Genomic DNA, 22,338 nt, shown 5'->3' on the forward strand with positions numbered 1-22,338 from the left:
GGGCGTAAAGCATAGTGTATAACAGCACACACTTTTCAGGTTAAGCGCGGCAGGTTGCGATTTTAATCCACCCAGCGCGCGGTGTCAGAACTATGTGTGTCGAGCCAAACCTTGTCTGACGACAGGCTCGGGAATAGCATTGTCATAAGCTGTTTTCGCGACTTCCCACAATTCGTTGCGGGGCATCGAAGCACTCACCAATCCGTCAACACCAACATAGTAAAGGTGAGACTCATCGTCAGAGTTGGTTTGTGGAAGCATGACAACAACAGGTAAAGACGTAGACTGGCGCAGCCGTTTAACATCGGTCACGCACGGCAGTGTGCCTTCCCCAGCCAACAGGATCATATCGAAGCGGGTCTGGCTTAGTGCCCGTTCGGCCTGTTTGACATGCAGCACCCTTGTGACCTTACAACCATGCTCTGCGAGCACGCTCTTTATCCAGCCACAAGGTGACAATACATTTTCTATAAGCAGTAGTTCACGCATGGCATTCAAAACCGCTAATGATATTCATTCTCATTACTATCTCACATCCATTGCGCTAAATACAACTCACTTTCATTGGGGGAATGCTCCCTTTTAACCAAATGACCTGGAGGTGCTCGCATTCACAACGCCAGTCAAACTCGCAGAATCCAGCATCTGCAGGTTGTGTGGGTATCTATCTCTGAATAAGAGTAACTTACTTTTTTTGGAGCGCAGTCTCAGTTTTCTGTTATTTATAAATTTGAAACTATTGCGAACATAATGCCCAGAAGCGTAGACTTCCCCCTACAAAATAAGATACTTAAATTCACTTCAGTTGGTATGAATTGCGCTATGTCTAACAACAAACCTATATTTATCGCCACCGCCGTTTTATTGATTGCAATGATTGGCCTGACACTCTTTTCCATCACCTATTCCAGCAAAATCTATGCAATCCAAATTCAAAAACAGCACGAGAAACTGCTAAAAGATCCTGAGGATGCAAAGATTGCCGATCTGATCGGTCTTGCCGACATCTGTGAAGATGTTCGCTTTAGCGGCACTCTCTCTTTGCACATGAGTGATGAAGATACCTTCAGCATCCAACGTGCTTGTGAAGACATCAAAACCCGTCTTCGCATGAACCAGTTCAGTGACCAAAGCCTTTCAATGCGTCGCTAAGTCCAGCCCCGCTGAAACATAAAAACTTAGACAGGAGCTATTGAGCTCCTGTTTTTCATTGAACAGCCCCACTCATTGTGGCACATTCGCCGCTGTCATTACCTATTCAAGCAGTATTATGGACCATCAACCAAACAACCCGCTTCATGGCGTGAAGCTCGAAAAAATCATCAACAAGCTGGTGGAGCACTATGGTTGGCAGGCACTTGGCAATGAAATCGCCATTAACTGTTTCCGAAGCGACCCTTCTGTTAAATCCAGCCTGAAGTTTCTGCGCAAAACACCTTGGGCACGAGAGAAAGTCGAACAGCTTTATATCGACACTTTCTTCGGCCAAGACCAAGCTGAAAAAGCCGACCCTTGGGCAGCGGCGCTCAAAAAGCTCGATAATGAGTGAGTTGACTTAACGCCCCAAAAACATCCTGAGCATTTTGTCACCAACATTTACCTGATGTATGGTTGAGGTAACTGGCCAGACCATTGGTTTGGCTAATCTAACCAATGGCAAAGGAAATGACATGGATACTGGTTGGGAGTCACTCACACTGCTATTCCTTTCCCCGATTTTTCTGCTGTGCATGATCCTAGAATTCCGGATCTTGAAAAAGCAGGGAGAGAAGGATTACTCGCTAAAAGAACTGTTCTGTAACTTCAGCCTTGCCGGTTTTCACCAAGGGGCAGATGTCATCGCGACATTGCTCTTGATGCCTTTCTTCCTTGGGCTATTTCAGTTCCGTCTTTTTGATATCACACTGACCCCCTTCACCCTGTTTGCTGTTTTCATCCTGCAGGATTTCTTTTACTACTGGTTTCACCGCGCTTCTCACCACGTTAACTGGCTCTGGGCCTCACATATCGCCCATCACAGCTCAGAACGCATGAACTTTACCACTGCCTTCCGCCAAAGCCTGACCTACCCAATTTCCGGCATGTGGCTGTTCTGGACGCCGCTGGTTTTAATAGGTTTCCCGCCTAAGCTGGTGATTCTGGTTGTCGCGCTTAACCTCGGATTTCAGTTTTTTGTTCATACCCGGGTGGTTGGCAAACTTGGCTGGATTGAAAAAGTGTTCAATACGCCATCTCACCACCGCGTGCATCATGCGAGAAATCCAGAGTATATCGACCGTAACTTTGCGGGCGTTTTGATCATCTGGGACAAGATGTTTGGCACTTTTGTGGAAGAGAGACAGGACATAAACATTGATTACGGCATCCCAAAACCGATCAATAGTTGGAACCCGTTCGTCGCTACGTTTCATCAGTGGAAGACGATGCTCACATTGGCGTTGTCACCGGGTGTACCTTTCAAAACGCGAATAGCCTATCTTTTCGGAGCGCCGAAAATAGCAGATAACGCGGAAATCAAGAGGCAGTGACCTTAGGTGATAATTTTTGCAACAGTTTGTGGGGGCTTTATACAAGGCAGAGGCGTCAATGTGTAGCTGGCCTAAATGAGAAGCCGATAACGCAGTAGAAAATTCCCCACAAATACTGTTATCGACGGTCGTCGCGGTAACAGGTCACGTCCACTTCCACTTTCACATCAACCACTAGATCCGCGACCAAACAAATCCGTGCTGGTGGGTTAGCACCAAAGAATTCTTTGAACACTTTGTTGAATGACTGAAAATAACGGGAATCCGTCAGCACCACTTTGACGTGTACCACATCCTCAAGGCCATAGCCTGCTTCTTCCATGATATCGACACAGTTCTGAATCGCCAGACGGCTTTGGTCAACGATCCCGCCCTCCACAACTTCGCCATCAGTCATTGGCGTCTGCCCAGACACATACAAAAATCCGCCCGCTTCTACCGCGCGTGCAAAGGGTAAATGTTGTCCACCAGTGCCAGTGCCACCTTCTACGCCATAGCGTTTAATCGTCATTTCCGTTCTCCGTTTCTTCGTAAAAAGCGACCTGCCCGTTGACCTGTCGCCCCTTGTTCTGTCCATGTTTCGGTACCATTCACCCAAACGCGAATAATGCCCTGTGCCGCTTGCGTCGGCATTTCAAACGTAGCGCTGTCTCTAATGGTTTCAGGGTTAAACAACACCAAGTCCGCCAATGCACCTTCACGGATAACTCCGCGATCTTTTAGGTTGAATCTTGAAGCCGAAAGCCCTGTCATTTTGTGCACTGCGACTTCAAGGCTGAGCAGCTTTTGCTCTCTTGAATAATGCCCAAGCACACGTGGAAAAGCCCCCCAAAGCCTAGGATGAGGATGAGGGTCATTCGGTAAGCCATCGGAACCAATCATGGTAAGGCGGTACTGCAATACCCGTTCTACATCTTCATCTGCCATGCAGTGATAAACAGCGCCCGCCGGTTGCAGCTTTTTGGCTGCATCCATTAGCGGCAGGTTCCAAGCTTTCGCAATCGCTTTTAGTGTTTTACCCGCATGCTCTGGATGCGGTTCCGACCACGTAATAAAGATCTCAATTTCATCAGTCACCTGATTCAAGTCCAGCGTGGAAGAGCTTGCTGTATAGGGATAACAATCGCAGCCTATATCCTGTTTAGCCGCTGCCATATCCATCAGAGAGATCACATCTTTTGTACGTCCCCAATTGCCCGCACCTGCGCATTTCAGATGCGAAATAACAACCGGAACGTTGGCATGGGAAGCAGTATCAAACGCTTCTTCCATCGCTTCCAAAATAGGTTCGAATTCGCTGCGAAGATGAGTGGTGTAAATCCCATTAAATGCCCCCAATTCTGCCGTCAGTGTTTTCAATTCTTCCGTCTGTGCACTGTTTGCAGAGGCATAGGCTAATCCTGAACTTAATCCCAAAGCACCTTGTTCCAGTGCATCACGCAAGGTGCGTTGCATCTTCTGAACTTCAAGCTCAGTCGCAGGATGGTGCAAGTCGTCCATCACATTGTTGCGAAGGGTAGTGTGGCCCACCAGCGCTGCAACATTGACCGAAGGCTGCGCTTTTTCCACCGCATGCACATATTCCGCAAAGCTTGGGTAATCAAAATCACTGCGTTTACCCAACAGGTTCATCGGATCTGGCGGATCGCTTTTAAGCAAAGCAGGGGATGCGCTGATCCCGCAGTTACCGACCAGTACTGTCGTGACCCCTTGGCTGATCTTTGGCAAACATTCCGGTTGGCGTATTACATTGGTGTCATCGTGAGTGTGAACATCAATAAAACCGGGAGCCAGCACCAGACCTTTCCCGTTTATCTGCTTCTCAGCGTATAGAGAACCCGGGTCGCCAATGGCTACTATCCGATCGCCCTTCACTGCCACATCAGCCTCAAAGGCTGGCTTACCCGAACCGTCTATTAGATTTACGCGACTTACCACAAAATCGAAGTCCATCGATCTGTCCTTGTTGCTTGTCGAATTGGGAGAGATTTGCTGTAGCCAGCGCCGGATGGAAGACTTAGTATTTTGAATACTTATCAGCCAGCGCAATGGCACACAGTGGATGTTAGGAGAATAAGGAATGAGTCACTATGCGCAACAACCTATTGATAACTATCAAGTGTCACTCCAAAAAAACTTCCCGCCGGGTACCAAAGGTGTTTGGGCAGAGCAGAAAGATAACGGGCGCTACAGCCTGATCGAAGAGGAAATCAGTTTACCCGCTGCAGTGATACTGCAAAGTGCCGTAGAGAGTAATATCCGGTGGATGCAAGCGTTCGCAAACCAGCATCAAGTGAATTTGTGCCCCCACGGCAAAACCTCTATGACACCTTACCTGTTCAAACGACAACTTCAACAAGGTGCCTGGGGCATGACAATAGCAACCCCTGCTCATGCCGAGATTGCTGCGATGGCAGGCGCTCAGAACATCATTATGGCAAACCAGCTGGTAGGTAAAACCAACATGGCAGAAGTCGCCAGACTGCAGTCCTGTTTCGATGTGAATTTCTACTGTAGTGTCGATTCCACATTGAATGTGGAGCAGTTATCAAACTTCTTCGCAGAACGTGGCCAGCAAGTGAAGGTATTCATTGAGCTTGGTGTGGCTGGTGGACGGTGTGGGGTGCGGGGAATTGAAGCGGCGACTGAACTTGCTAAACGCATTCACAAATTACCTGGTACTGCCCTTTCAGGTGTCGAAGTCTACGAAGGCGTCATTTCCGGTGACGATGCCGAAGCGCGTGTCCGTGCCTTCATTGCCGAAACGGCTGAATTTGCAAAATCCCTCAAAGACCAGGGTCTAATTGACACCAAAGATGCCATCGTCACTGGTGCAGGTTCGGCTTGGTATGATTTGGTGGCAGAGACCTTCTCCCAATATAACGACTTACTCCCTGTTATCCGCCCCGGCTGTTATCTCACCCATGACACCGGTATTTACGATGTTGCGCAGAAGAAAGTGATGGCCCGTGCAGAGAAAAATCAGGGAGTCGCTTGCCGCATGGGTGGCGATTTGAAGAACGCGCTGGAGGTATGGGCTTGCGTAGTTTCTACTCCAGAGCCGGGCAAGGCAGTGATTGGTATGGGCAAACGTGATGCCTCCTATGATGCCGGATTACCTATTGCAGAGCGCGGCTTCCGAAACGGCTCGGCAATCGATATCGACGGGTTGATCGCCACAGCCGTGATGGATCAGCACACCTTTGTCGATGTCCCGGAAAACTGCGATTTACAGGTAGGTGATGTCATCGCCTTTTCAACGTCACATCCTTGCCTGACTTTCGATAAGTGGCGCTATATCGCGTTAGCTGATGACGACTTTACTGTTGAGCATTGGTTACCCACTCAATTTTAACTTCCTAAGATGCTCACTTCGGTGAGCATTTTTTTGTCTCTCTATCGCATCTAACGACTTTCTTTCACCGTCCCTTTGTTTGTACCTCACTGTTTTATCGGTTCCGAGAGATCCGTCTCTCAAGGTGCTGACTACGCTTTTTGCAGCACATTTAAAACGGGCTTGTAGATGAGTAACTGACACTAGTTACCAGGATGTTGGCTAAAAGAAGGAACGCAGTATGAAAGAAGAAGACAAAAACGCACCAAAAGGTATCTACGAGTACTACGAAAAAAATCCAGAAACAGCGGATGACAAAGTGTTCGGAAGGGTTAGTTACCCAGACAGACGAGGCTTTTTGAAAGGCGCAGGGTTAGCCACTATGGCTGCCGTGTTGGGAGGAGCTATTCCCTTTCACCGAAATATGCCTGCGGGCATGATTCCCGCCGCTTTTGCAGAAGGCCTTGAAGATGTGGTGATTGAGGGAAAGGACGGTTTGACCGTTTTAAACGACAGACCCATGAATGCAGAAACGCCACCTCACCTATTGAACGATGACATCACGCCCACCACACGACACTTTATCCGTAATAATGGTATTCCCCCAACAGATGTCGATGCAGATAGCTGGACACTCACCATTGATGGTCTGGTTGATAAGCCGATGACGTTGACCATTGGGGATCTTAAGAAAAACTTCGATGTGGTTGAACAGCAACTAGTGGTGGAGTGCGGCGGTAATGGCCGCGCTTTCTTTGAGCCCAAAGCCAAAGGAAACCAGTGGACTTACGGTGCCGTGGCATGCTCAAACTGGACAGGCGTTCGGCTCGCCGATGTACTCAAAGCAGCTGGGGTTCGGGATGGCGCTGTCTACACCGCGCACTACAGCGCTGACAAGCACCTTTCCGGCAAAGCAGATAAGCTCCCTATCTCCCGTGGATTACCCATTGCTAAAGCCATGGGCGGAGAAAATCTGATTGCCTTTGAACAAAATGGCGAACCTCTTCATCCAATGAATGGCGCGCCACTCCGTCTGGTGGTCCCAGGGTGGCCAGGTTCCTGTTCACAGAAATGGCTAACTCGCATTCAGGTTAGGGATCAGGTTCATGACGGTCCAAAAATGACGGGCAAGGCTTACCGAGTTCCCAACCGTCCTGTCGCACCGGGCGAGAAAGTGGCGAAAGAAGATTTCGTCATCATTGAGCGTATGCCAGTGAAGTCGCTCATCACGTCGCCACAAACCAATACTGAAATCAGTGGTAATGAGTTAATGGTGAAAGGCCACGCCTGGTCAGGAGACCGCAAAGTAGACAGCGTACAACTCTCCACAGACTTCGGAGCAACATGGATGGATACGGATCTATCAGATCCAGCAAACGAAGGCGCATGGCAAACCTTCAATGCTAAGGTGCAATTCCCCCAACCCGGCTACTACGAAGTGTGGGCAAAAGCCACTGATGATCAGGGCGTGAGCCAACCCTTTGCCATTGCATGGAACCCCAAAGGCTATCTCAACAACAGCTTTCACCGTGTTGCGGTTGTCGTGAAGGGGTAAGTGGATGCATGGATTCAACTTCATTGAGCGGTTTAATCCGCTCTCTTTATCTTTGCTTTTTTTCTTCAGTACTGCGCTTTTCGCCAATGAAGAATTGATAGCGTTAGGAGAACAGCAAGCTCTGGTTTGCAAAGCCTGTCATCAGGTAGAGCCTGATGGTGTTGCGGTTGTCGGCCCGCCCCTGTGGGGGTTGGCTGATAGGAACATCGCGTCGGTGGAAGGCTTTAACTACAGCGGCGGGCTCAAACAGCATCAAGGGCAATGGGACGCAGAAAAGCTTGATGCCTTTTTGCAGTCTCCAGCAACATTCGCTCCGGGCACCAATATGGTGTTTCCCGGTGTTGAAGACCCTGGTGCAAGGGCTGCCATTATTGCCTGGCTTGCCACTAAAAATCCGAATCCTCCGCTCTGGACGACCGCTTACGCTGGTGCTCCTGTGAAGTCTGTGGGCGACGGTATTCTCAAGCCCGGAGAAAACATGGCGCTGGTTGCTGCTGTTTGTTCAGCCTGCCACTCGCTTCATCTTGTCGTCCAGCAAGGTTTGAGTAAAGACAGTTGGGATGAAACCCTTGAATGGATGATGGATGAGCAAGGCATGGACGAATTAGATCCTGATGACCACGAAGCGGTACTGGTTTATCTCTCTACCTACTACGGTTTATAAATCCCACTACCGGAAACGTTTGTTTGGTTACATTGGCAGGCGTTTCCATTTTCCAACTCAAATCCCATCACCCTCGACCTGAAATGCTTCGGCTTGCACCGCAACGTTATCCTCCTCCAAAAAGCCGACAGTTTGCTAGATGCTGGCCATCTTTGTGTATATACATTGTATATCTAATGGCGATACGGATTTTGTGCATGGCCAGTAAAAAGAAAAGTGACACCAACAAAAAAGACAGCCAACTCATCATCCGGATCAACGGCCAACAAAGGGATGAATTTGTGTCGCTCTGTGAAGAACTGGACAGTTCGGCGGCACGGGAAATTCGCAAGTTTATTAAACAGTTCCTAAAGGAAAATGGGTCAAACGGCCTTTAACAGGAGTTCTTCGGATTAAGCATTACCAAAGGGCTTCATTTGAGAATTAAATGGAGATTGCATCATGGCAAAGTCAAAGAAAGAACTGAAAAAATCACTGAAGAAAGCAAAAGCGAAAGTGAAGAAAATCAAAAAAGCGCTTAAGAAAGCCTAAGCTTTTTCTCGCTCAAGAAAAAATGCCCCATTCGGGGCATTTTTTATTTCTGCGGTCACCCTTGGCGTTGATGGTTAATGCTCCTTTTTCCAGAACAACAACCTGGCCAAGAGAGAATCTGACCAATTTTGGGCAAGTATTTAAACACTATAGTGGCGAGCCGAATTGGTCCGTCGCGATCAGTACATTATCGTCTGGGTTATCCGCGACTTCATCAGCAATCCATGAGCTCATGCAGTCCCTGTCCGTCACACAGGGATCGGTCAACGCATTCAGAAACGCTTCTAGTTGATTTCTCTCGTTACCGTTAATATTGATGTTGCCAAAAAGCGATGTTCCGTCGTCCTGCTCATCATCCAACTTGTTCAATGCGCGGAATGAATTCTGGCGGGAATCTGGGTATAGACTGGTACAACCCGATACATTTTCAAACTGCGGTAAATCGCACAGTTCATCGTCATCAAAGAAGTCGTCGACGGTGTTTCTGGGGTTATTGTAGTGACGAAGCACATCATTCAAATCAGCATACGCGCCAGCATGACCATAGGGGGCGGTCACTGCGATGTTTAGCAGCGATGGTGTGCGATAACGATACCTGTCGTCGCTATCTCCAGTGATGGACTCACGGCCAAAATCATCATCATTCCCTACCCCTTTGCCCGGGCCAATTTGCGGAAAGCCAATGGTGTGCTGTTGACCATCACTAAACAGCGATCCACTGTGGCAGTTTACACAGCCTCCGCCATCATCATCCGTTGAGGTATAAAACAGAATCGCTCCTTCAATGGCATCATCACTTAACGCGCTGGTATCTCCATCGAGGTAGTTCTGCCAGGGCGAATTCACAAATACCATGGAGCGTTGATACTCAGACAGAGCCAACGCAATGTTATCGAAAGTAATCAGTGTTGCTGCGCCATCACTGCTGTTGAATGCAGTCTGGAAAGCAGTCAGCCATTCGTTAGTGGCAAGTTCGCCAGAACCTTCACCATAATCGCCGATCCGTGCAGCAAGATGGTCGCGAATTGAATCATTGGTTTCGCCAGACTCAAAGGTGGTGTCTTTCATCTCTTCATCGGATGTCACCGGAAATCTAGCCTGTGCCATAACAAGATTGTTACCCGCATTAGAATCTGCAACACCAAAACCGGAGTCCGGCGTACTGATACCAGAGACTGAACCATTTTGCCCAGCCTCTTTACCCAGACTTTCAACACGAGAGTCCCAAAACAAACTGGTATCCCAGAGTGCGACATTGAAAATGGTTGGGCTATTTCTTGGAACATCAGGCAGATTGTCCGCATCAACCCTGCCCTCTCCCATGACTTCCGGTTGTATCGCATTGACACCAACAGGAAGACTCAGTCCATCAGCGCCACCCAACATGGGGTGATGACAGCTGGCACATGCTACGTCCTGATCGCCGCTCAAGCTTTTACTGAAGAACAACTTTTTCCCGAGCTGAGGGAGCGGATCATTGATATTAGGAACCGTCCTGCCCGACAGTGGGCTCACGGCTAACCCCAAACTATCTATTATCCCCGCCAGTTCAGTTTGTTCTGCTGTCTGCATCGTTTGGGCACTGCCGTCATCGCCGCCGCCTCCGCCACACCCGATCAACGCACTACTACATAACATCAGTGCAGCCCAATGACTTTTATTATTTGCTGCAATTTCCATTGTCTTTCCCCTAAACACAACCTGTGTCTTTTTTAGGTTACAAAGGAAAAGTGCAGACCTTGTGCAAGAAATGTGGATCAATTGTGCAAGTTGGCCACGAGGTATTCGCAGCGACATCACTCTACTTATACTCTTGTTAAGTCAAAGAATTGGAGTTTTCATGTCACTGTTTGTCCGCTTATGGCTTAGTTTTCTCATTACGTTGGGCGCGATTCTCATGCTGCTCTACATGGCCATTCAATGGAGTTTTGACCAGGGTTTAATCCGCTATATCAATCAACGTGAAGCTGTTGCTTTCCAAACATTGGCGGACAACATCAAGCGCTTCCATGAGTTAAATGGCAACCTGTCTTTGATAGAGAAAGAGCCCTATTACTGGCGACAACTTCTGGAGAGTTCAAAGCAAGGCGAAACCCTTACCGATGAATTGATGGACAACTGGGTGATGACTAAGCTTTTTGAGCCAGATAAAGCCCACCGGCCGCCACCAAGGAAAAGAGAGTTTGGCAACAAACCACCGCAGCCTCACGAGAGGAAGCGTGGTCGACATCCTCACCCACAAGATCAACTCCGCGTTTCGCTGCTCAACGAAAATCGTGTACCCGTCAAAGGTCCTTTTAAGAAAGATTTCTCTATTTTACCCATCACTGTCGATGACACGCTTATCGCTTACCTTGCCTGGCCGCCATCCAAAGTGCCGGAAGCTTCCTATGATGTAGCCTTCGCAGAAAGCCAGAAACATGCATTTCTTTTGTTAGCTTTGGTAGCGCTGTTGTTTGGTGCCATTGCTGCTTTGTTCTTCTCAAGAGCTTTTATCCGGCCTGTCACCCAAATCGCCTCAACCACTGGGGAGATAGCGAAAGGTAACTATTCTGCCCGCACGAAGGTTTACGGAAAAGACGAAGTGGCCAAGTTAGCGGCTGACATTAATACGCTCGCAGCCACACTAGAGTCTGCAGAAAGTGCCCGCAAAGAATGGCTAGCCAGCACAGCCCATGAACTCAGGACGCCTCTTTCCATCATCAAGGGAGAGTTCGAAGCAATCATTGACGGAATCCGACCTGCTAACCAAAAAACGTTAGCCTCCATTGAAGAAGAGATCATTCATCTACAGAAATTGATCGAGGATTTGTATGAGCTGACAAACGCGGACATAGGTGCGTATCGCTATAAAATGTCTGACTTGGATATCAGCGAGCTGGTGGAAGAAACCTGTCAGCGACGCGCGCTTCAAATGCAAAAGCTTGGGCTAAATCTGGAATGGGAAGCAGGCGATGCATCGATCTGGATTAACGGTGACGAGACACGAATACAACAGCTTGTTGAGAACCTGCTGAGCAACAGCGAGAAATATACCGATTCTCCGGGCACTATTCGATTATCTCTGGCAAGAGAGCATAACCTAGTTAATCTGATTGTCGAAGACTCTGCACCCGGCGTACCAGATGAATCGTTACCCCGTTTGTTCGAGAAGCTATACCGGGTAGAAAGCTCAAGAAATCGGGAAAAAGGCGGCTCAGGCCTTGGGCTCGCTATCGTACAGAAAATTGCCGAAGCGCATGCTGGAAGTATTCAGGCCAGCCACTCACCATTAGGCGGGCTAAGAATAATCGTGAACTTACCCAATGCCTTTAACACAGGAAAAGAGCATGGCTAAGATACTTGTTGTTGAAGACGAACCTAAAATTTCTCAATTGATCACAGACTATCTCGTTCAAGCTGGGCATGACGTTACCCAACAGTTTACTGGTGCTGAAGCGGTAGAGTGGGAACAAACCCATCGACCGGATATGATTTTGTTAGATCTGATGTTACCGGAGAAAGACGGACTGACTGTATGCCGTGAAATCCGACAGCAAAGCGGTGTTCCCATTATCATGATTACCGCGAAAGTCGAAGAGATTGATCGATTGCTCGGATTGGAGTTAGGAGCCGATGACTATATCTGTAAACCTTTCTCCCCCAGAGAGGTGGTTGCCAGAGTAAAAACCGTGCTTCGTCGCCTTGGAAATCAGACGAACCAACAAGAAACCCAAAATAATCTCGAGCTAGACGAGTCACGTTACATCGTGACGTTCAAACAACAGGAAGTAGCATTAACTGCCATCGAGTTCAACCTGTTGAATCTTCTGTTTAGCGACCCAGGACGGGTATTTTCTCGACAGCAACTCATTGATAATATTTATCAAGATCATAGAGTTGTCAGTGAAAGGACCGTCGATAGTCATATCAAAAAGCTGCGCAAAAAACTCAATGCTATCAACCCTGAAGACGAGGTTGTGCAATCCGTCTATAGCGTCGGTTACAAGCTGGTACTTTAAACAGCTTGAGTAGGGGCTGTTGACCTTTGGTGGTTGAATTTTGTTCTATCCCTAAGCGTTTTAGGCGCGGCGAGGTGTATGCCGCCTAGTCATTCTAAGCAAATACACCTCAACAAAGCATAAAACGCTTAGGGAAGAACCCTTCGGGCAGCGTTTGTGGGGACTTTCTCCTGCGTTATCGGCTTCTCATGTAGGCCTGCTACATTTCGAAGCCTCTGCCTTGCATAAAATCCCCACAAACTGCTGCAAAAACCATCACCAAAGAACAACAGCCCCTAGAATCCCACATTTGATTCTCAGTCATTTAAGTGACTTCTAAAACAATTTGCTAGTCTTTATGTGTCGGCATGCAGTTCTACTTCATCCATTAAAGTGTGATGAATGGTGTCTTCTGCATACCCAATCACTCAGGTGAAACTGGATTTTCGGGCAGTTAAAGCCAATCAGTCCCGCTAACTTGATGGATCGGGTATTGACGATTTTTTGATTTGGTATTCGCAAAAAAGGATTCAACTATGAGATTGAACATCCGACTTTTCGCGTTCATTGCTGCCTTCTTTAGCCTGCCTTCAACGGCGCTGGAAGGAATGGTTCAGGTACAGAGTCAATACGATGTCCGAACTACCACAGACCGTCTTATTGCGGCAGTGAGAGCGCGAGGATTGAATGTCATTGGCCGTATTGACCATGAGGATGGAGCGCGAGAAACAGGCAAAGACTTGCGCCCCACAGAGTTGGTAATTTTCGGAAACCCTAAGGTGGGTACGCCGTTAATGGAATGCAGCCAAACAGCTGGGATAGACCTGCCGCAAAAAGCCCTTATTTGGGAAGATGATGATGGCACAGTCTGGCTTGGCTATAACAATCCAAACTACGTGGTGAAGCGACACAGATTGGATAAGTGTGATTTAGCAGTGAAGAAGGTAGAAAAGGCTTTGGTCTCTCTGGCAAAACTGGCGACACAACCAACGCCTCAGCAATAAAAAAGACATTCTTCAGACAAACAAAAACCCCGCAGCAAGCTGCGGGGTTTTCTTTTAGAAAGTCGTTAAGAATTACTTCTTAGCGTTACGCTCTTTAACTTCAGCGATAACTTTCTCAGCAACGTTTGCTGGACATGGTGCGTAGTGTGCGAACTCCATAGAGAACTGACCACGACCAGAAGTCATAGTACGCAGGGTACCGATGTAACCGAACATTTCTGACAGTGGTACATCACCCTTGATGCGAACGCCAGTTGCGCCAGCTTGTTGGTCTTTGATCATACCACGACGACGGTTCAGGTCACCGATTACGTCACCAACGTGATCTTCTGGAGTGAACACGTCAACCTTCATGATTGGTTCAAGAAGCTGTGGACCAGCTTTTGGCATAGATTGACGGAACGCACCTTTCGCTGCGATTTCGAACGCGATTGCTGATGAGTCAACTGCGTGGAAGCCACCGTCGAACAGCTCAACTTCAACGTCCAGAGTTGGGAAGCCAGCCAGTACGCCGTTTTCCATCATGCCCGCGAAGCCTTTCTCGATTGCTGGCCAGAATTCCTTAGGAACGTTACCACCAACAACAGAAGAAGAGAAAGTGAAGCCTGAGTTTGGCTCACCTGGCTTGATACGGTAGTCGATCTTACCGAACTGACCAGAACCACCAGACTGCTTCTTGTGAGTGAAGCTGTCTTCAACTGGCTGAGTGATAGTTTCACGGTAAGCAACCTGTGGTTGACCAACAATCAGATCTACACCGTAAGTACGCTTCAGGATGTCAACTTTGATATCCAGGTGAAGTTCGCCCATACCTTTCAGGATGGTTTCGCCAGAATCTTCGTCAGTCTCAACTTGGAATGATGGATCTTCTGCAACCATCTTACCGATCGCGATACCCATTTTCTCAGAGCCGCCTTTGTCCTTAGGAGACACAGCGATAGAGATTACTGGAGTAGGGAAGATCATTGGTTCCAGAGTACATTCGTGCTTAACATCACACAGAGTGTGACCAGTTTGAACGTTCTTCATACCAACAACAGCGATGATGTCACCCGCTTGCGCTGTAGTAAGCTCGTTACGCTGGTCAGCTTGCATCTCAACCATACGGCCGATACGCTCAGTTTTACCCGTCGCTGCGTTCAGGATGGTGTCACCCTTCTTCATTACGCCTGAGTAAATACGGATAAAGGTCAGGGCACCAAAACGGTCGTCCATGATCTTGAACGCCAGCGCGCGCAGTGGCTCGTCAGCAGAAACAGTTGCAACTTCACCAGTTGGCTCACCAGTTTCTTTGTCAGTCAACGGCTGTGGGTCAACTTCTGTTGGAGACGGCAGGTAATCTACAACTGCATCCAGTACCAACTGCATACCTTTGTTCTTGAATGCAGAACCACAGAAAGTTGGGAAGAATGAACAGTCGCGAGTACCTTTACGCAGGCAGCGCTTGATGTCTTCGATAGAAGGCTCTTCGCCGTCCATGTAAGCCATCATCAGATCATCGTCTTGCTCAACAGCAGTTTCGATCATCATCTCACGGTATTCTTCCAGCTGGTCCAGCATGTCTTCTGGAACGTCTTTGATTTCGTAGTTTTCTGGCAGACCAGTGTCATCCCAAACGTACGCTTGACGGTTCAGAACGTCTACAACACCTACGAACTCATCTTCACGGCCGATTGGCAGAGTCATAACTACTGGGTTTGCACCCAGAACGTTTCTAACTTGCTCAACAACGTTGAAGAAGTCTGCACCCATACGGTCCAGCTTGTTTACAAAGATGATACGTGCAACTTCTGATTCGTTAGCGTAACGCCAGTTGGTTTCTGACTGAGGCTCAACACCGCCAGAACCACAGAAAACACCGATACCGCCATCAAGTACTTTCAGAGAACGGTAAACTTCAACGGTGAAGTCAACGTGTCCCGGAGTATCGATAACGTTGAAGCGGTGGTCTTTCCAGAAACAGCTTACAGCTGCAGACTGGATAGTAATACCACGCTCAGCTTCCTGTTCCATGAAGTCAGTAGTCGATTCACCATCATGAACCTCACCAGTCTTGTGGATTTGACCGGTTAGCTTCAGGATACGCTCGGTAGTAGTGGTTTTACCCGCATCAACGTGCGCGAAAATACCAATGTTTCTGTATTTACTTAGATCTGTCATTGTTCGTCTCTATAAACAATTACTGGCTTATATCAGGGCCGGGAGTATAGCAGGCGTCGTCGCGTAAAGAAACATGTAGAACACAGTGATATCAGATAAGTTTTCACTGATAGCCGATTCGATACATTTCTGCGCATCTTGGTGCCACTTTCCTCGCTTCTAGGGTCTATTGACCCTTGTGCTCGCCTTCAACGTTTCGGCAAGCTCAGAATATCCAAACACCCTTCATGAGAAATCGCTTCCCACGGGAATAGGGTCGTTCGACTATACAGGGTAGACCCGAATGCGTGATTAGGTTTGGCTTTTCTATGTGGAGATTTGCCGATGCTTTTTCAACCAATCACTTACAATTTGCAACGCTTTTAATTCCTGCCTTCGCATATTCGAGAATCACCCCTCAGATTAACGACAAAAATTACATATAGTTCGTGCTCACTCTGCTTTTTCTACTTGTGCACGCTGTGCAAATTGAGGAGACAACATGTCCAACGCCCGTATCCCTTCATTAGAGATGGGTCGTTTATTGGCTATTCTGGCCGTTATTATCATCCATGCAGGCCCACTGCGTGGTGAGGCATACAGTGAAGGCTTCAATACATTTTCCGATGTGATTAACCAAATCTGCCGCTTTGCCGTCCCTTTCTTTTTCTTAATGACTGGTTACTTTGTTCAACCCAAACTGGTTGAAGCCCCAACAAAGACCTTCGTCCTTTACGCCAAGCCTTTGATGACGATTTGGCTTGCCTGGAGTGTTATTTATCTGGCCATGCCTTTCCGACTGGATATCGCCATGACCGACGGATACCTGACAGAACGTTCTGGGTACTGGAACTACCTTCTGGAAACACCTTTCAACACCCTGTTTGAAGGTGGCCTGGTGCATCTTTGGTATATCCCAGGGCTGCTGTGTGCGCTCGGCATACTGGCTTTGTTGATCCAGAAAAACCAGCAAAGTCTTATTATGCCGCTAGCACTGGGCTTATACGTTTGGGGGCTGGGTGCTGGCAGTTATCAACCAATAATGGAAGGTGAGGCACCAATTTTTACGCGCAACGGTCCGTTTTTCAGTTTATTGATGGTCACAGCAGGGTTTGAAGTAAGGCGCCGCAAAATGAGTTTCTCCAATAAGGCGGCTTGGTCCATGATGCTTGGCGGTATGGCGCTTTGCCTAGCTGAAGGCTTCAACCTCTCTCGTTACGATGTTTGGATGGCAAACCATGACTTTCTGCTTGGCACGCCTTTGATGGCGTTGGGCCTCTTCGCCTTGCTTTTGAATCACCCTAACCTTGGCAATGGACCGATAACATTTGCATTGAGCAAACGTGTTCTGGGTATTTACGTGGCGCATTTCGTGCCACTTATTCTGCTCTTTAATTTGTTCGGCTTTTACGGCATTGAAGGGCCAGTTAAAGACATCCTCGTCGTGCCTTTGACCGTTTTACTGACATTAGGCTTGGTGTGGCTTTTAGAGAAAACGCCATTAACACACTATTTGGTGCAAATGACGCATAGCAAAAGAGAGCCTTTGGCCGAAGTAGAAACCACAAAATAGACATGAGCCCGGATTCTCCGGGCTTTTTTAATGATGGTCGTCGACGACCCTGTCGGTCACCAATGCATCCACTTTTTTTAGGAAACTGTCTCTTAGATGGGCTTGATCGTATTTCAGATCATAGGTGTTGTGGAAACCAATGTGTAGCTCTACACCATTCCCCCTTAAGTAGACGTTGTAACCATCGTAGTCGGTTGACGCCTCTACACCCTCATAGATTTTACCAAACTCAGTGTCTTCGCCTTTTTCCATCACAACTTCAAAGGCCGCGAGCAGTTTCGCCGGGTTGAGTTCATTTTTCATCGCCATTCCCTCACAACTGCCACTCTCTGGCAGTAAGTGCAGAGCGGTATCTCTGCATTAAAAGTATGATTTTTAATACAGAGGCACGCCAATCAGGGATCACCAAAGGTCGATCAGTAACGATATGACATATGGCAAATTCAACGCTTGGAGAACTTAAGGCGCGTGCAACATAAAACGACGTGCCATTTCCGCTTCCTGAGCTTCCATCAGTTTTTTAGCTACTTCCATGTGCTCGCGCATAATGTCGCGAGCATCGTCTGATCGGCCTTCACGCAACGCGACAATCAGATCTTTCTGGTGCATAAAACCTTGCTCCCAAAGCTCATGATTAGGCGGCTCATACAAACGGCGGTAAACCGTCAGATCTGTCAGCATTCTCACCATGAAGCGGATAATGAAACCCAGCAGTTCGTTGCCTGCAAGTTCTGCCAAGATGATATGGAACTGGAGGGAGTCGATGTGTTGAAGGCGCTCGCCCTCAGCATCTAGAGCCGGTTGGGCATATTTTTGAATGTTGGCTTCGAGCCTTGCCAAATCTTCTTCAGACATATTTCCAGCCAGAGATGCCACCAATTCCGGCTCCAACAGGCAGCGGAGTTGGTAGATATCTTTCACTGAAAGTTTATTGAAGAAAAAATAGTTGCTGAGCAAACTGCTTGCCATTGGCTCAGAAACCGCATTGATGAAAGCTCCGCCTTTAGGACCGGTTCTGGTCACGATCAGGCCTTGGGCTTCCAGCACACGCATGGTTTCACGAATGGTGCCTTTTGACATGCCAAAAAGCTCCATCAGGGTTTGCTCGTGAGGCAATTTATCTCCCGGTTGTAAGCCCTGCTCCACAATCCAGCTTTTGATCGCTTCCGCCACTTTATAGGGGCGGCGCATTTTTGCGGACGAAACGGAGTCATTCGAGCGGGAAGTAGCAGGCGACAAATTCGTTCTCCTTTATTTTTGTTAGCGGTGGTGGAGCAGCGAGGCAGTCAGATTGCGCTTTGGGGCATCGACCCGCAAATGCACAACCTTGAGGAGGGTTAAGCGGGTCAGGCAATTCTGCGTGTTGTGTTGGTACCTGTAGCGGTCTGCCAACAACCGGAGCACTGTTCGCCAATAACTGAGTGTACGGATGTTTTGGGGAATTGAAAATCATTTCAGCGGGAGCCAGTTCTACCAACGAACCAAAGTACATCACCGCAACTCTATCACTGACCGCTTCGACTACCGCAAGATCATGGCTGATGAAAAGATATGTCAGCGAGAGCGATTGCTTTAGCTCAGCCAAAAGGTTCAATACCTGTGCCTGGACTGACACATCCAGTGCAGAAACCGGTTCATCCAGGACCAATATTCTGGCGTTGGCCGCTAAGGCTCTGGCAATGCCAATGCGCTGTGCCTGACCGCCGGAGAATTCATGAGGGTAACGTTCAAGAAATTCTTCACGAAGACCTACTCTCGCAAAAATCTCTCGAATACGTGAATCACGGCTGGCTTTATCCATGTTGTGAAGATAAACCAGAGGTACTTCCATCAACTGGCGGATAGTTTTGCGTGGATTAAGGCTACTGATAGGATCCTGGAAAACATACTGAATGCGTTTTCCATTCTCTTCGGGACTATCCGGCGACAGCACCTCCCCCTCAACAAGTACCTGACCTTCTGTCGGTGTCGTCAGTCCCACCAGCATTCTTGCCAGCGTAGATTTGCCGCAGCCGGATTCGCCAACAATGCCCAGTGTTTCGCCCTGAGCTACATCCAGGCTGATGGTCTGTACCGCTTTTACACCCGGAAGTGCGGGAGCAAACATTGGCTTTTTAAAAAAGTAGGTTTTCTTCAATCCCTGAATTTGCAACGCAGCCGTCATACCAACTTCTCCTCTGGATAATGACACAGCACCATACGGCCTGATGCTTCATCTCTGGCCACCTCTCCTTGCTGACAAGCTTCTGCTGCTTTGCTGCATCTTGCGGCAAACGCGCAACCTTTGGGCAATTTGTCGACCACAGGCGGCAATCCTGGAATAGCTTCCAATGTCCCTTTTCCTCGTCCGAGTTCAGGTACGCAGGCAATAAGCTTCTTAGTGTATGGATGTGCGGGAGAATCCAGTACGACTTCGGTTGGTCCAGTTTCTACAATCTTTCCTGCATACATCACGGCTACACGGTCACACAGCTGAGCCACGACGCCAAAGTCATGAGTAATAAACAGCACCGACACATTTCTGGTGCGGCGAAGTTCATCCAATAGTGCAAGTATCTGCCCCTGAACAGTCACATCCAGCGCTGTGGTGGGCTCATCCGCAATGATAAGTGAAGGATTGTTCACCAAAGCCATTGCAATCGCCACACGCTGACGCATCCCGCCGGAAAGCTCATGAGGAAATGCCTTCATCCGCTCTTCTGCGTTGGGAATATGCACCGCATCCAGAAGCGAAATCGCACGCTCTCTTGCTTCATTTGCTGGCACCTTCTCATGCACCAGTATCGCTTCCATCATCTGTTCTCCCACCCGATAGAGCGGATGCAAGGTGGCGAGCGGATCCTGGAAAATATAGGCGACATCTTTACCGCGCAGTGCACGCAGTTTCTCGTAGCTCGCGCCAATCAGGGATTCGTTTTTGAAGCGGATATCACCGCCACAAATCACGCCGGGAGGAGAAGCCACAAGCCCCATGACTGATAATGCTGTCACCGATTTCCCTGAACCACTTTCTCCAATCAACCCCAGACATTCTCCCGGTGCAATTTCAAATGACACCTGATTCACCGCTTTGTAAACACGGCGGTTAATGTGAAATTGCGTCTCAAGTTTCTCAACTTTCAATACCGCGTTATTGGTTTCATCAGCACCAACAGCATTGAACGCATCACTCACTTTGGTGGCAGGTTGAGGACGGGTGAGCGCACCAGACTTCAATCTTGGATCCAACGCGTCACGTATGCCGTCACCCAAAAGGTTAATGCTCATTACGATGAGGAAAATCATGATGCCCGGCACCACGCTGGCATGTGGGTCCGTGATCAATGAGTTTCGCGCTTCACCGAGCATCGAACCCAGATCAGCCTGTGGTGGCTGAGAGCCCAAACCAAGGAATGAAAGCCCTGCGGTTTCCAGAATCATCCAGCCAATCGTGGTAGACATAGCAATCACAATCACAGGGATAACATTAGGCACAATTTCGGACCAGATAATGCGTAAGTCAGACATACCGCAAAGCTTGGCAGCTTCAACGAATTCACGCTGTGCCAAAGAGACAGTCACGCCACGAATGTTTCTTGCGAAGAAAGGAATATTGACCGCCGCGACAGCAATCAGTGCATTCAATAATCCAGGGCCCAATGCCGCGACAATGGCCAACGCCAACAAGATATAAGGAAACGCCATCAACACATCGATGCAACGCATAAAGACGTTATCGACGCGGCCGCCGTAGTACCCGGCAACAATACCAATCGCTGAGCCAATCAAGGCAGCAATTAAAGCTGCAGCAAAGCCAACCGCAAGGCTCAGTTGAGTTCCCCAAAGCAAGCGGGAAAGTAAATCCCGCCCCAAATGATCAGTGCCTAAAAGATGCCCATCGCTGAAAGGACGCAAAAAGCGGTTTGCCGTGTCTGTAACGGCAGGATCCTGCAGACCCAACAAAGGTGTCACCAAAACCAGAAAGACGATAATGGACATCACAATGCCGCCAAAGGCAGCCAGTCGGTTCCGAGCCAGAAGTTTTAAAAATGCCGTCATGCTTTGATCCTCGGGTCGAGCCAACTTTGCAGCATGTCTACAGCAATATTGAAAAGCACATAGCAAGACGCAACAAACACTACCCCGCCCTGCACAAGTAAAATGTCACGTTTCAGGATCGCCTCTACCAGCATTTTTCCGACACCCGGCCACTGGAAGACCATCTCGATATACACTGCGCCGGAAAGCACAAACCCGGCCTGAATACCTAGCACGGGAATAATGCTGACCATGGCCGCTTTCAGTGCATGCTTCCAGACTACCTGACGTTCATGCACACCTTTAGCTCGCGCTGTACGGATATAGTCCTGCCTTAGTACTTCCAACATGGCTGAGCGAGAAAGCCGGGCAATGACACCTGTTGCCACCGATGCCAAAGCGACAGCTGGCATGACTAAATGCTTCAGCAAGTCAGGTAAATCACCACCGCCATAAATTGCGTACATACCTGAAACCGGCAGCCAACGGAGATTAATTGCGAACAGCAAAATCATCATCATGCCGAGGAAAAAAGAAGGAATGGAAATACCCAGCAGCACCACTAAAGTGATGCCTTTATCAGCCATCGAGAATTGACGTGCCGCCGAGACCACACCGGCGATAATGCCCAACAGAGCGCAGAGCACAAATGAAACGCCTGCCAAAATCAACGTGGCATTGAAACGCTCGAGAATTTCATCAATCACGGGTCGGTTCAGCGAGTAAGAGCGGCCAAAATCTCCCTGAAGCATGTTCGACAGCCAGATGAAATACTGGCTCACCAAAGGCTGGTCAAGACCGAGATCTTTATTGATTTTGGCGACATTATCCGGCGTTGCATAGGCGCCAAGAATGGCGGTTGCCGGATCGCCGGGAATCATCGACATGATGAGAAAGACGATAACCGTTATCCCGAGAAGCACCGGGATCGCGGACAGCAATCGTCGAAGAAAATAGTTACCCACGCGCAGTGCTCCCTTCTGCAAAAAAGATGGGCGGGTTTCCCCGCCCTA

21 protein-coding genes are annotated in these 22,338 nt (G+C 48.5%); 11 read left to right on the forward strand and 10 right to left on the reverse strand.

From position 1 onward, the window contains the following. Positions 1 to 90 precede the first annotated feature (90 nt). A complete protein-coding gene (locus GCE9029_RS18225; RefSeq protein ID WP_062665432.1) occupies positions 91 to 489 on the reverse strand; it encodes a PleD family two-component system response regulator in 399 nt (132 codons plus the stop codon). Between the two features lie 333 nt (positions 490 to 822). Between GCE9029_RS18225 and GCE9029_RS18230 the strand changes: the two genes are divergently transcribed. From GCE9029_RS18230 to GCE9029_RS18240, 3 genes are all read left to right on the forward strand, one after another. Further along, positions 823 to 1,152: a hypothetical protein gene (locus GCE9029_RS18230; protein WP_197475383.1), complete on the forward strand. Its 330-nt coding sequence runs from the start codon at positions 823 to 825 to the stop codon at positions 1,150 to 1,152. 118 nt (positions 1,153 to 1,270) lie between these two features. Then, positions 1,271 to 1,549, forward strand: coding sequence for a VF530 family protein (locus tag GCE9029_RS18235; RefSeq protein ID WP_062665434.1), 279 nt, complete (start codon positions 1,271 to 1,273; stop codon positions 1,547 to 1,549). A 121-nt stretch (positions 1,550 to 1,670) separates the two neighbouring features. Continuing rightward, positions 1,671 to 2,528, forward strand: coding sequence for a sterol desaturase family protein (locus GCE9029_RS18240; protein WP_062665436.1), 858 nt, complete (start codon positions 1,671 to 1,673; stop codon positions 2,526 to 2,528). 118 nt (positions 2,529 to 2,646) lie between these two features. Here GCE9029_RS18240 and GCE9029_RS18245 read toward each other — a convergent pair whose 3' ends face one another. Together GCE9029_RS18245 and GCE9029_RS18250 are read right to left on the reverse strand one after the other, a co-directional pair. Continuing rightward, complete coding sequence (locus GCE9029_RS18245; RefSeq protein WP_062665438.1) at positions 2,647 to 3,039, reverse strand: RidA family protein; 393 nt, start codon at positions 3,037 to 3,039, stop codon at positions 2,647 to 2,649. Continuing rightward, on the reverse strand, positions 3,036 to 4,481 hold the full coding sequence (locus GCE9029_RS18250) for an N-acyl-D-amino-acid deacylase family protein (protein ID WP_062665440.1): 1,446 nt from the start codon (positions 4,479 to 4,481) through the stop codon (positions 3,036 to 3,038). Before GCE9029_RS18250 ends, GCE9029_RS18245 begins: the two co-directional genes overlap by 4 nt. Before the next feature lie 127 nt (positions 4,482 to 4,608). Between GCE9029_RS18250 and GCE9029_RS18255 the strand changes: the two genes are divergently transcribed. The 4 genes from GCE9029_RS18255 (at position 4,609) to GCE9029_RS18270 (ending at position 8,458) form a co-directional block, all read left to right on the forward strand. Next, positions 4,609 to 5,883, forward strand: a complete 1,275-nt coding sequence (locus tag GCE9029_RS18255) for an amino acid deaminase (protein WP_062665442.1) — start codon at positions 4,609 to 4,611, stop codon at positions 5,881 to 5,883. Between the two features lie 220 nt (positions 5,884 to 6,103). Continuing rightward, positions 6,104 to 7,417, forward strand: coding sequence for a molybdopterin-dependent oxidoreductase (locus GCE9029_RS18260; RefSeq protein ID WP_062665444.1), 1,314 nt, complete (start codon positions 6,104 to 6,106; stop codon positions 7,415 to 7,417). 4 nt (positions 7,418 to 7,421) lie between these two features. Then, a complete protein-coding gene (locus GCE9029_RS18265) occupies positions 7,422 to 8,081 on the forward strand; it encodes a c-type cytochrome (protein ID WP_062665446.1) in 660 nt (219 codons plus the stop codon). 197 nt (positions 8,082 to 8,278) lie between these two features. Then, positions 8,279 to 8,458, forward strand: coding sequence for a hypothetical protein (locus tag GCE9029_RS18270; RefSeq protein ID WP_002538184.1), 180 nt, complete (start codon positions 8,279 to 8,281; stop codon positions 8,456 to 8,458). Between the two features lie 301 nt (positions 8,459 to 8,759). On the opposite strand, the gene GCE9029_RS18275 is transcribed toward GCE9029_RS18270, so the two are convergent. Continuing rightward, positions 8,760 to 10,292 (reverse strand): cytochrome-c peroxidase, encoded by a 1,533-nt coding sequence (locus GCE9029_RS18275; protein ID WP_062665448.1) that lies wholly within the window; start codon positions 10,290 to 10,292, stop codon positions 8,760 to 8,762. A 160-nt stretch (positions 10,293 to 10,452) separates the two neighbouring features. On the opposite strand from GCE9029_RS18275, the gene GCE9029_RS18280 reads away from it, so the two are divergent. The 3 genes from GCE9029_RS18280 to GCE9029_RS18290 all read left to right on the forward strand — a co-directional run bounded on the left by GCE9029_RS18280 (position 10,453) and on the right by GCE9029_RS18290 (position 13,596). Further along, a complete protein-coding gene (locus GCE9029_RS18280; RefSeq protein WP_062665450.1) occupies positions 10,453 to 11,949 on the forward strand; it encodes an ATP-binding protein in 1,497 nt (498 codons plus the stop codon). After that, positions 11,942 to 12,613, forward strand: a complete 672-nt coding sequence (locus GCE9029_RS18285; RefSeq protein WP_062665452.1) for a response regulator — start codon at positions 11,942 to 11,944, stop codon at positions 12,611 to 12,613. Before GCE9029_RS18280 ends, GCE9029_RS18285 begins: the two co-directional genes overlap by 8 nt. Before the next feature lie 515 nt (positions 12,614 to 13,128). Then, complete coding sequence (locus GCE9029_RS18290; RefSeq protein ID WP_062665454.1) at positions 13,129 to 13,596, forward strand: DUF302 domain-containing protein; 468 nt, start codon at positions 13,129 to 13,131, stop codon at positions 13,594 to 13,596. A 72-nt stretch (positions 13,597 to 13,668) separates the two neighbouring features. Here the strand turns inward: GCE9029_RS18290 and fusA are convergent, their stop codons facing one another. Continuing rightward, positions 13,669 to 15,756 carry an elongation factor G gene (fusA, locus tag GCE9029_RS18295; protein WP_062665456.1) on the reverse strand — a complete coding sequence of 696 codons (2,088 nt, stop codon included), beginning with the start codon at positions 15,754 to 15,756 and terminating at the stop codon, positions 13,669 to 13,671. A gap of 481 nt (positions 15,757 to 16,237) precedes the next feature. Between fusA and GCE9029_RS18300 the strand changes: the two genes are divergently transcribed. Beyond that, positions 16,238 to 17,308, forward strand: a complete 1,071-nt coding sequence (locus GCE9029_RS18300; RefSeq protein ID WP_062665458.1) for an acyltransferase — start codon at positions 16,238 to 16,240, stop codon at positions 17,306 to 17,308. A 27-nt stretch (positions 17,309 to 17,335) separates the two neighbouring features. Here the strand turns inward: GCE9029_RS18300 and GCE9029_RS18305 are convergent, their stop codons facing one another. From GCE9029_RS18305 to GCE9029_RS18325, 5 genes are all read right to left on the reverse strand, one after another. Further along, a complete protein-coding gene (locus GCE9029_RS18305; protein ID WP_062665459.1) occupies positions 17,336 to 17,611 on the reverse strand; it encodes a DUF3081 domain-containing protein in 276 nt (91 codons plus the stop codon). A 156-nt stretch (positions 17,612 to 17,767) separates the two neighbouring features. Further along, positions 17,768 to 18,547, reverse strand: a complete 780-nt coding sequence (locus GCE9029_RS18310; RefSeq protein WP_082804382.1) for a FadR/GntR family transcriptional regulator — start codon at positions 18,545 to 18,547, stop codon at positions 17,768 to 17,770. Continuing rightward, entirely contained in the window at positions 18,519 to 19,472 is a 954-nt protein-coding gene (locus GCE9029_RS18315) for an ABC transporter ATP-binding protein (protein ID WP_062665462.1), read from the reverse strand. Before GCE9029_RS18315 ends, GCE9029_RS18310 begins: the two co-directional genes overlap by 29 nt. After that, positions 19,469 to 21,346, reverse strand: a complete 1,878-nt coding sequence (locus GCE9029_RS18320; protein ID WP_062665464.1) for a dipeptide/oligopeptide/nickel ABC transporter permease/ATP-binding protein — start codon at positions 21,344 to 21,346, stop codon at positions 19,469 to 19,471. Before GCE9029_RS18320 ends, GCE9029_RS18315 begins: the two co-directional genes overlap by 4 nt. Beyond that, entirely contained in the window at positions 21,343 to 22,290 is a 948-nt protein-coding gene (locus GCE9029_RS18325) for an ABC transporter permease (protein ID WP_062665466.1), read from the reverse strand. Before GCE9029_RS18325 ends, GCE9029_RS18320 begins: the two co-directional genes overlap by 4 nt. Between the last annotated feature and the right edge of the window lie 48 nt (positions 22,291 to 22,338).

Origin of the sequence: Grimontia celer, assembly GCF_900055185.1 — a bacterium.
Lineage (GTDB): Bacteria > Pseudomonadota > Gammaproteobacteria > Enterobacterales > Vibrionaceae > Enterovibrio > Enterovibrio celer.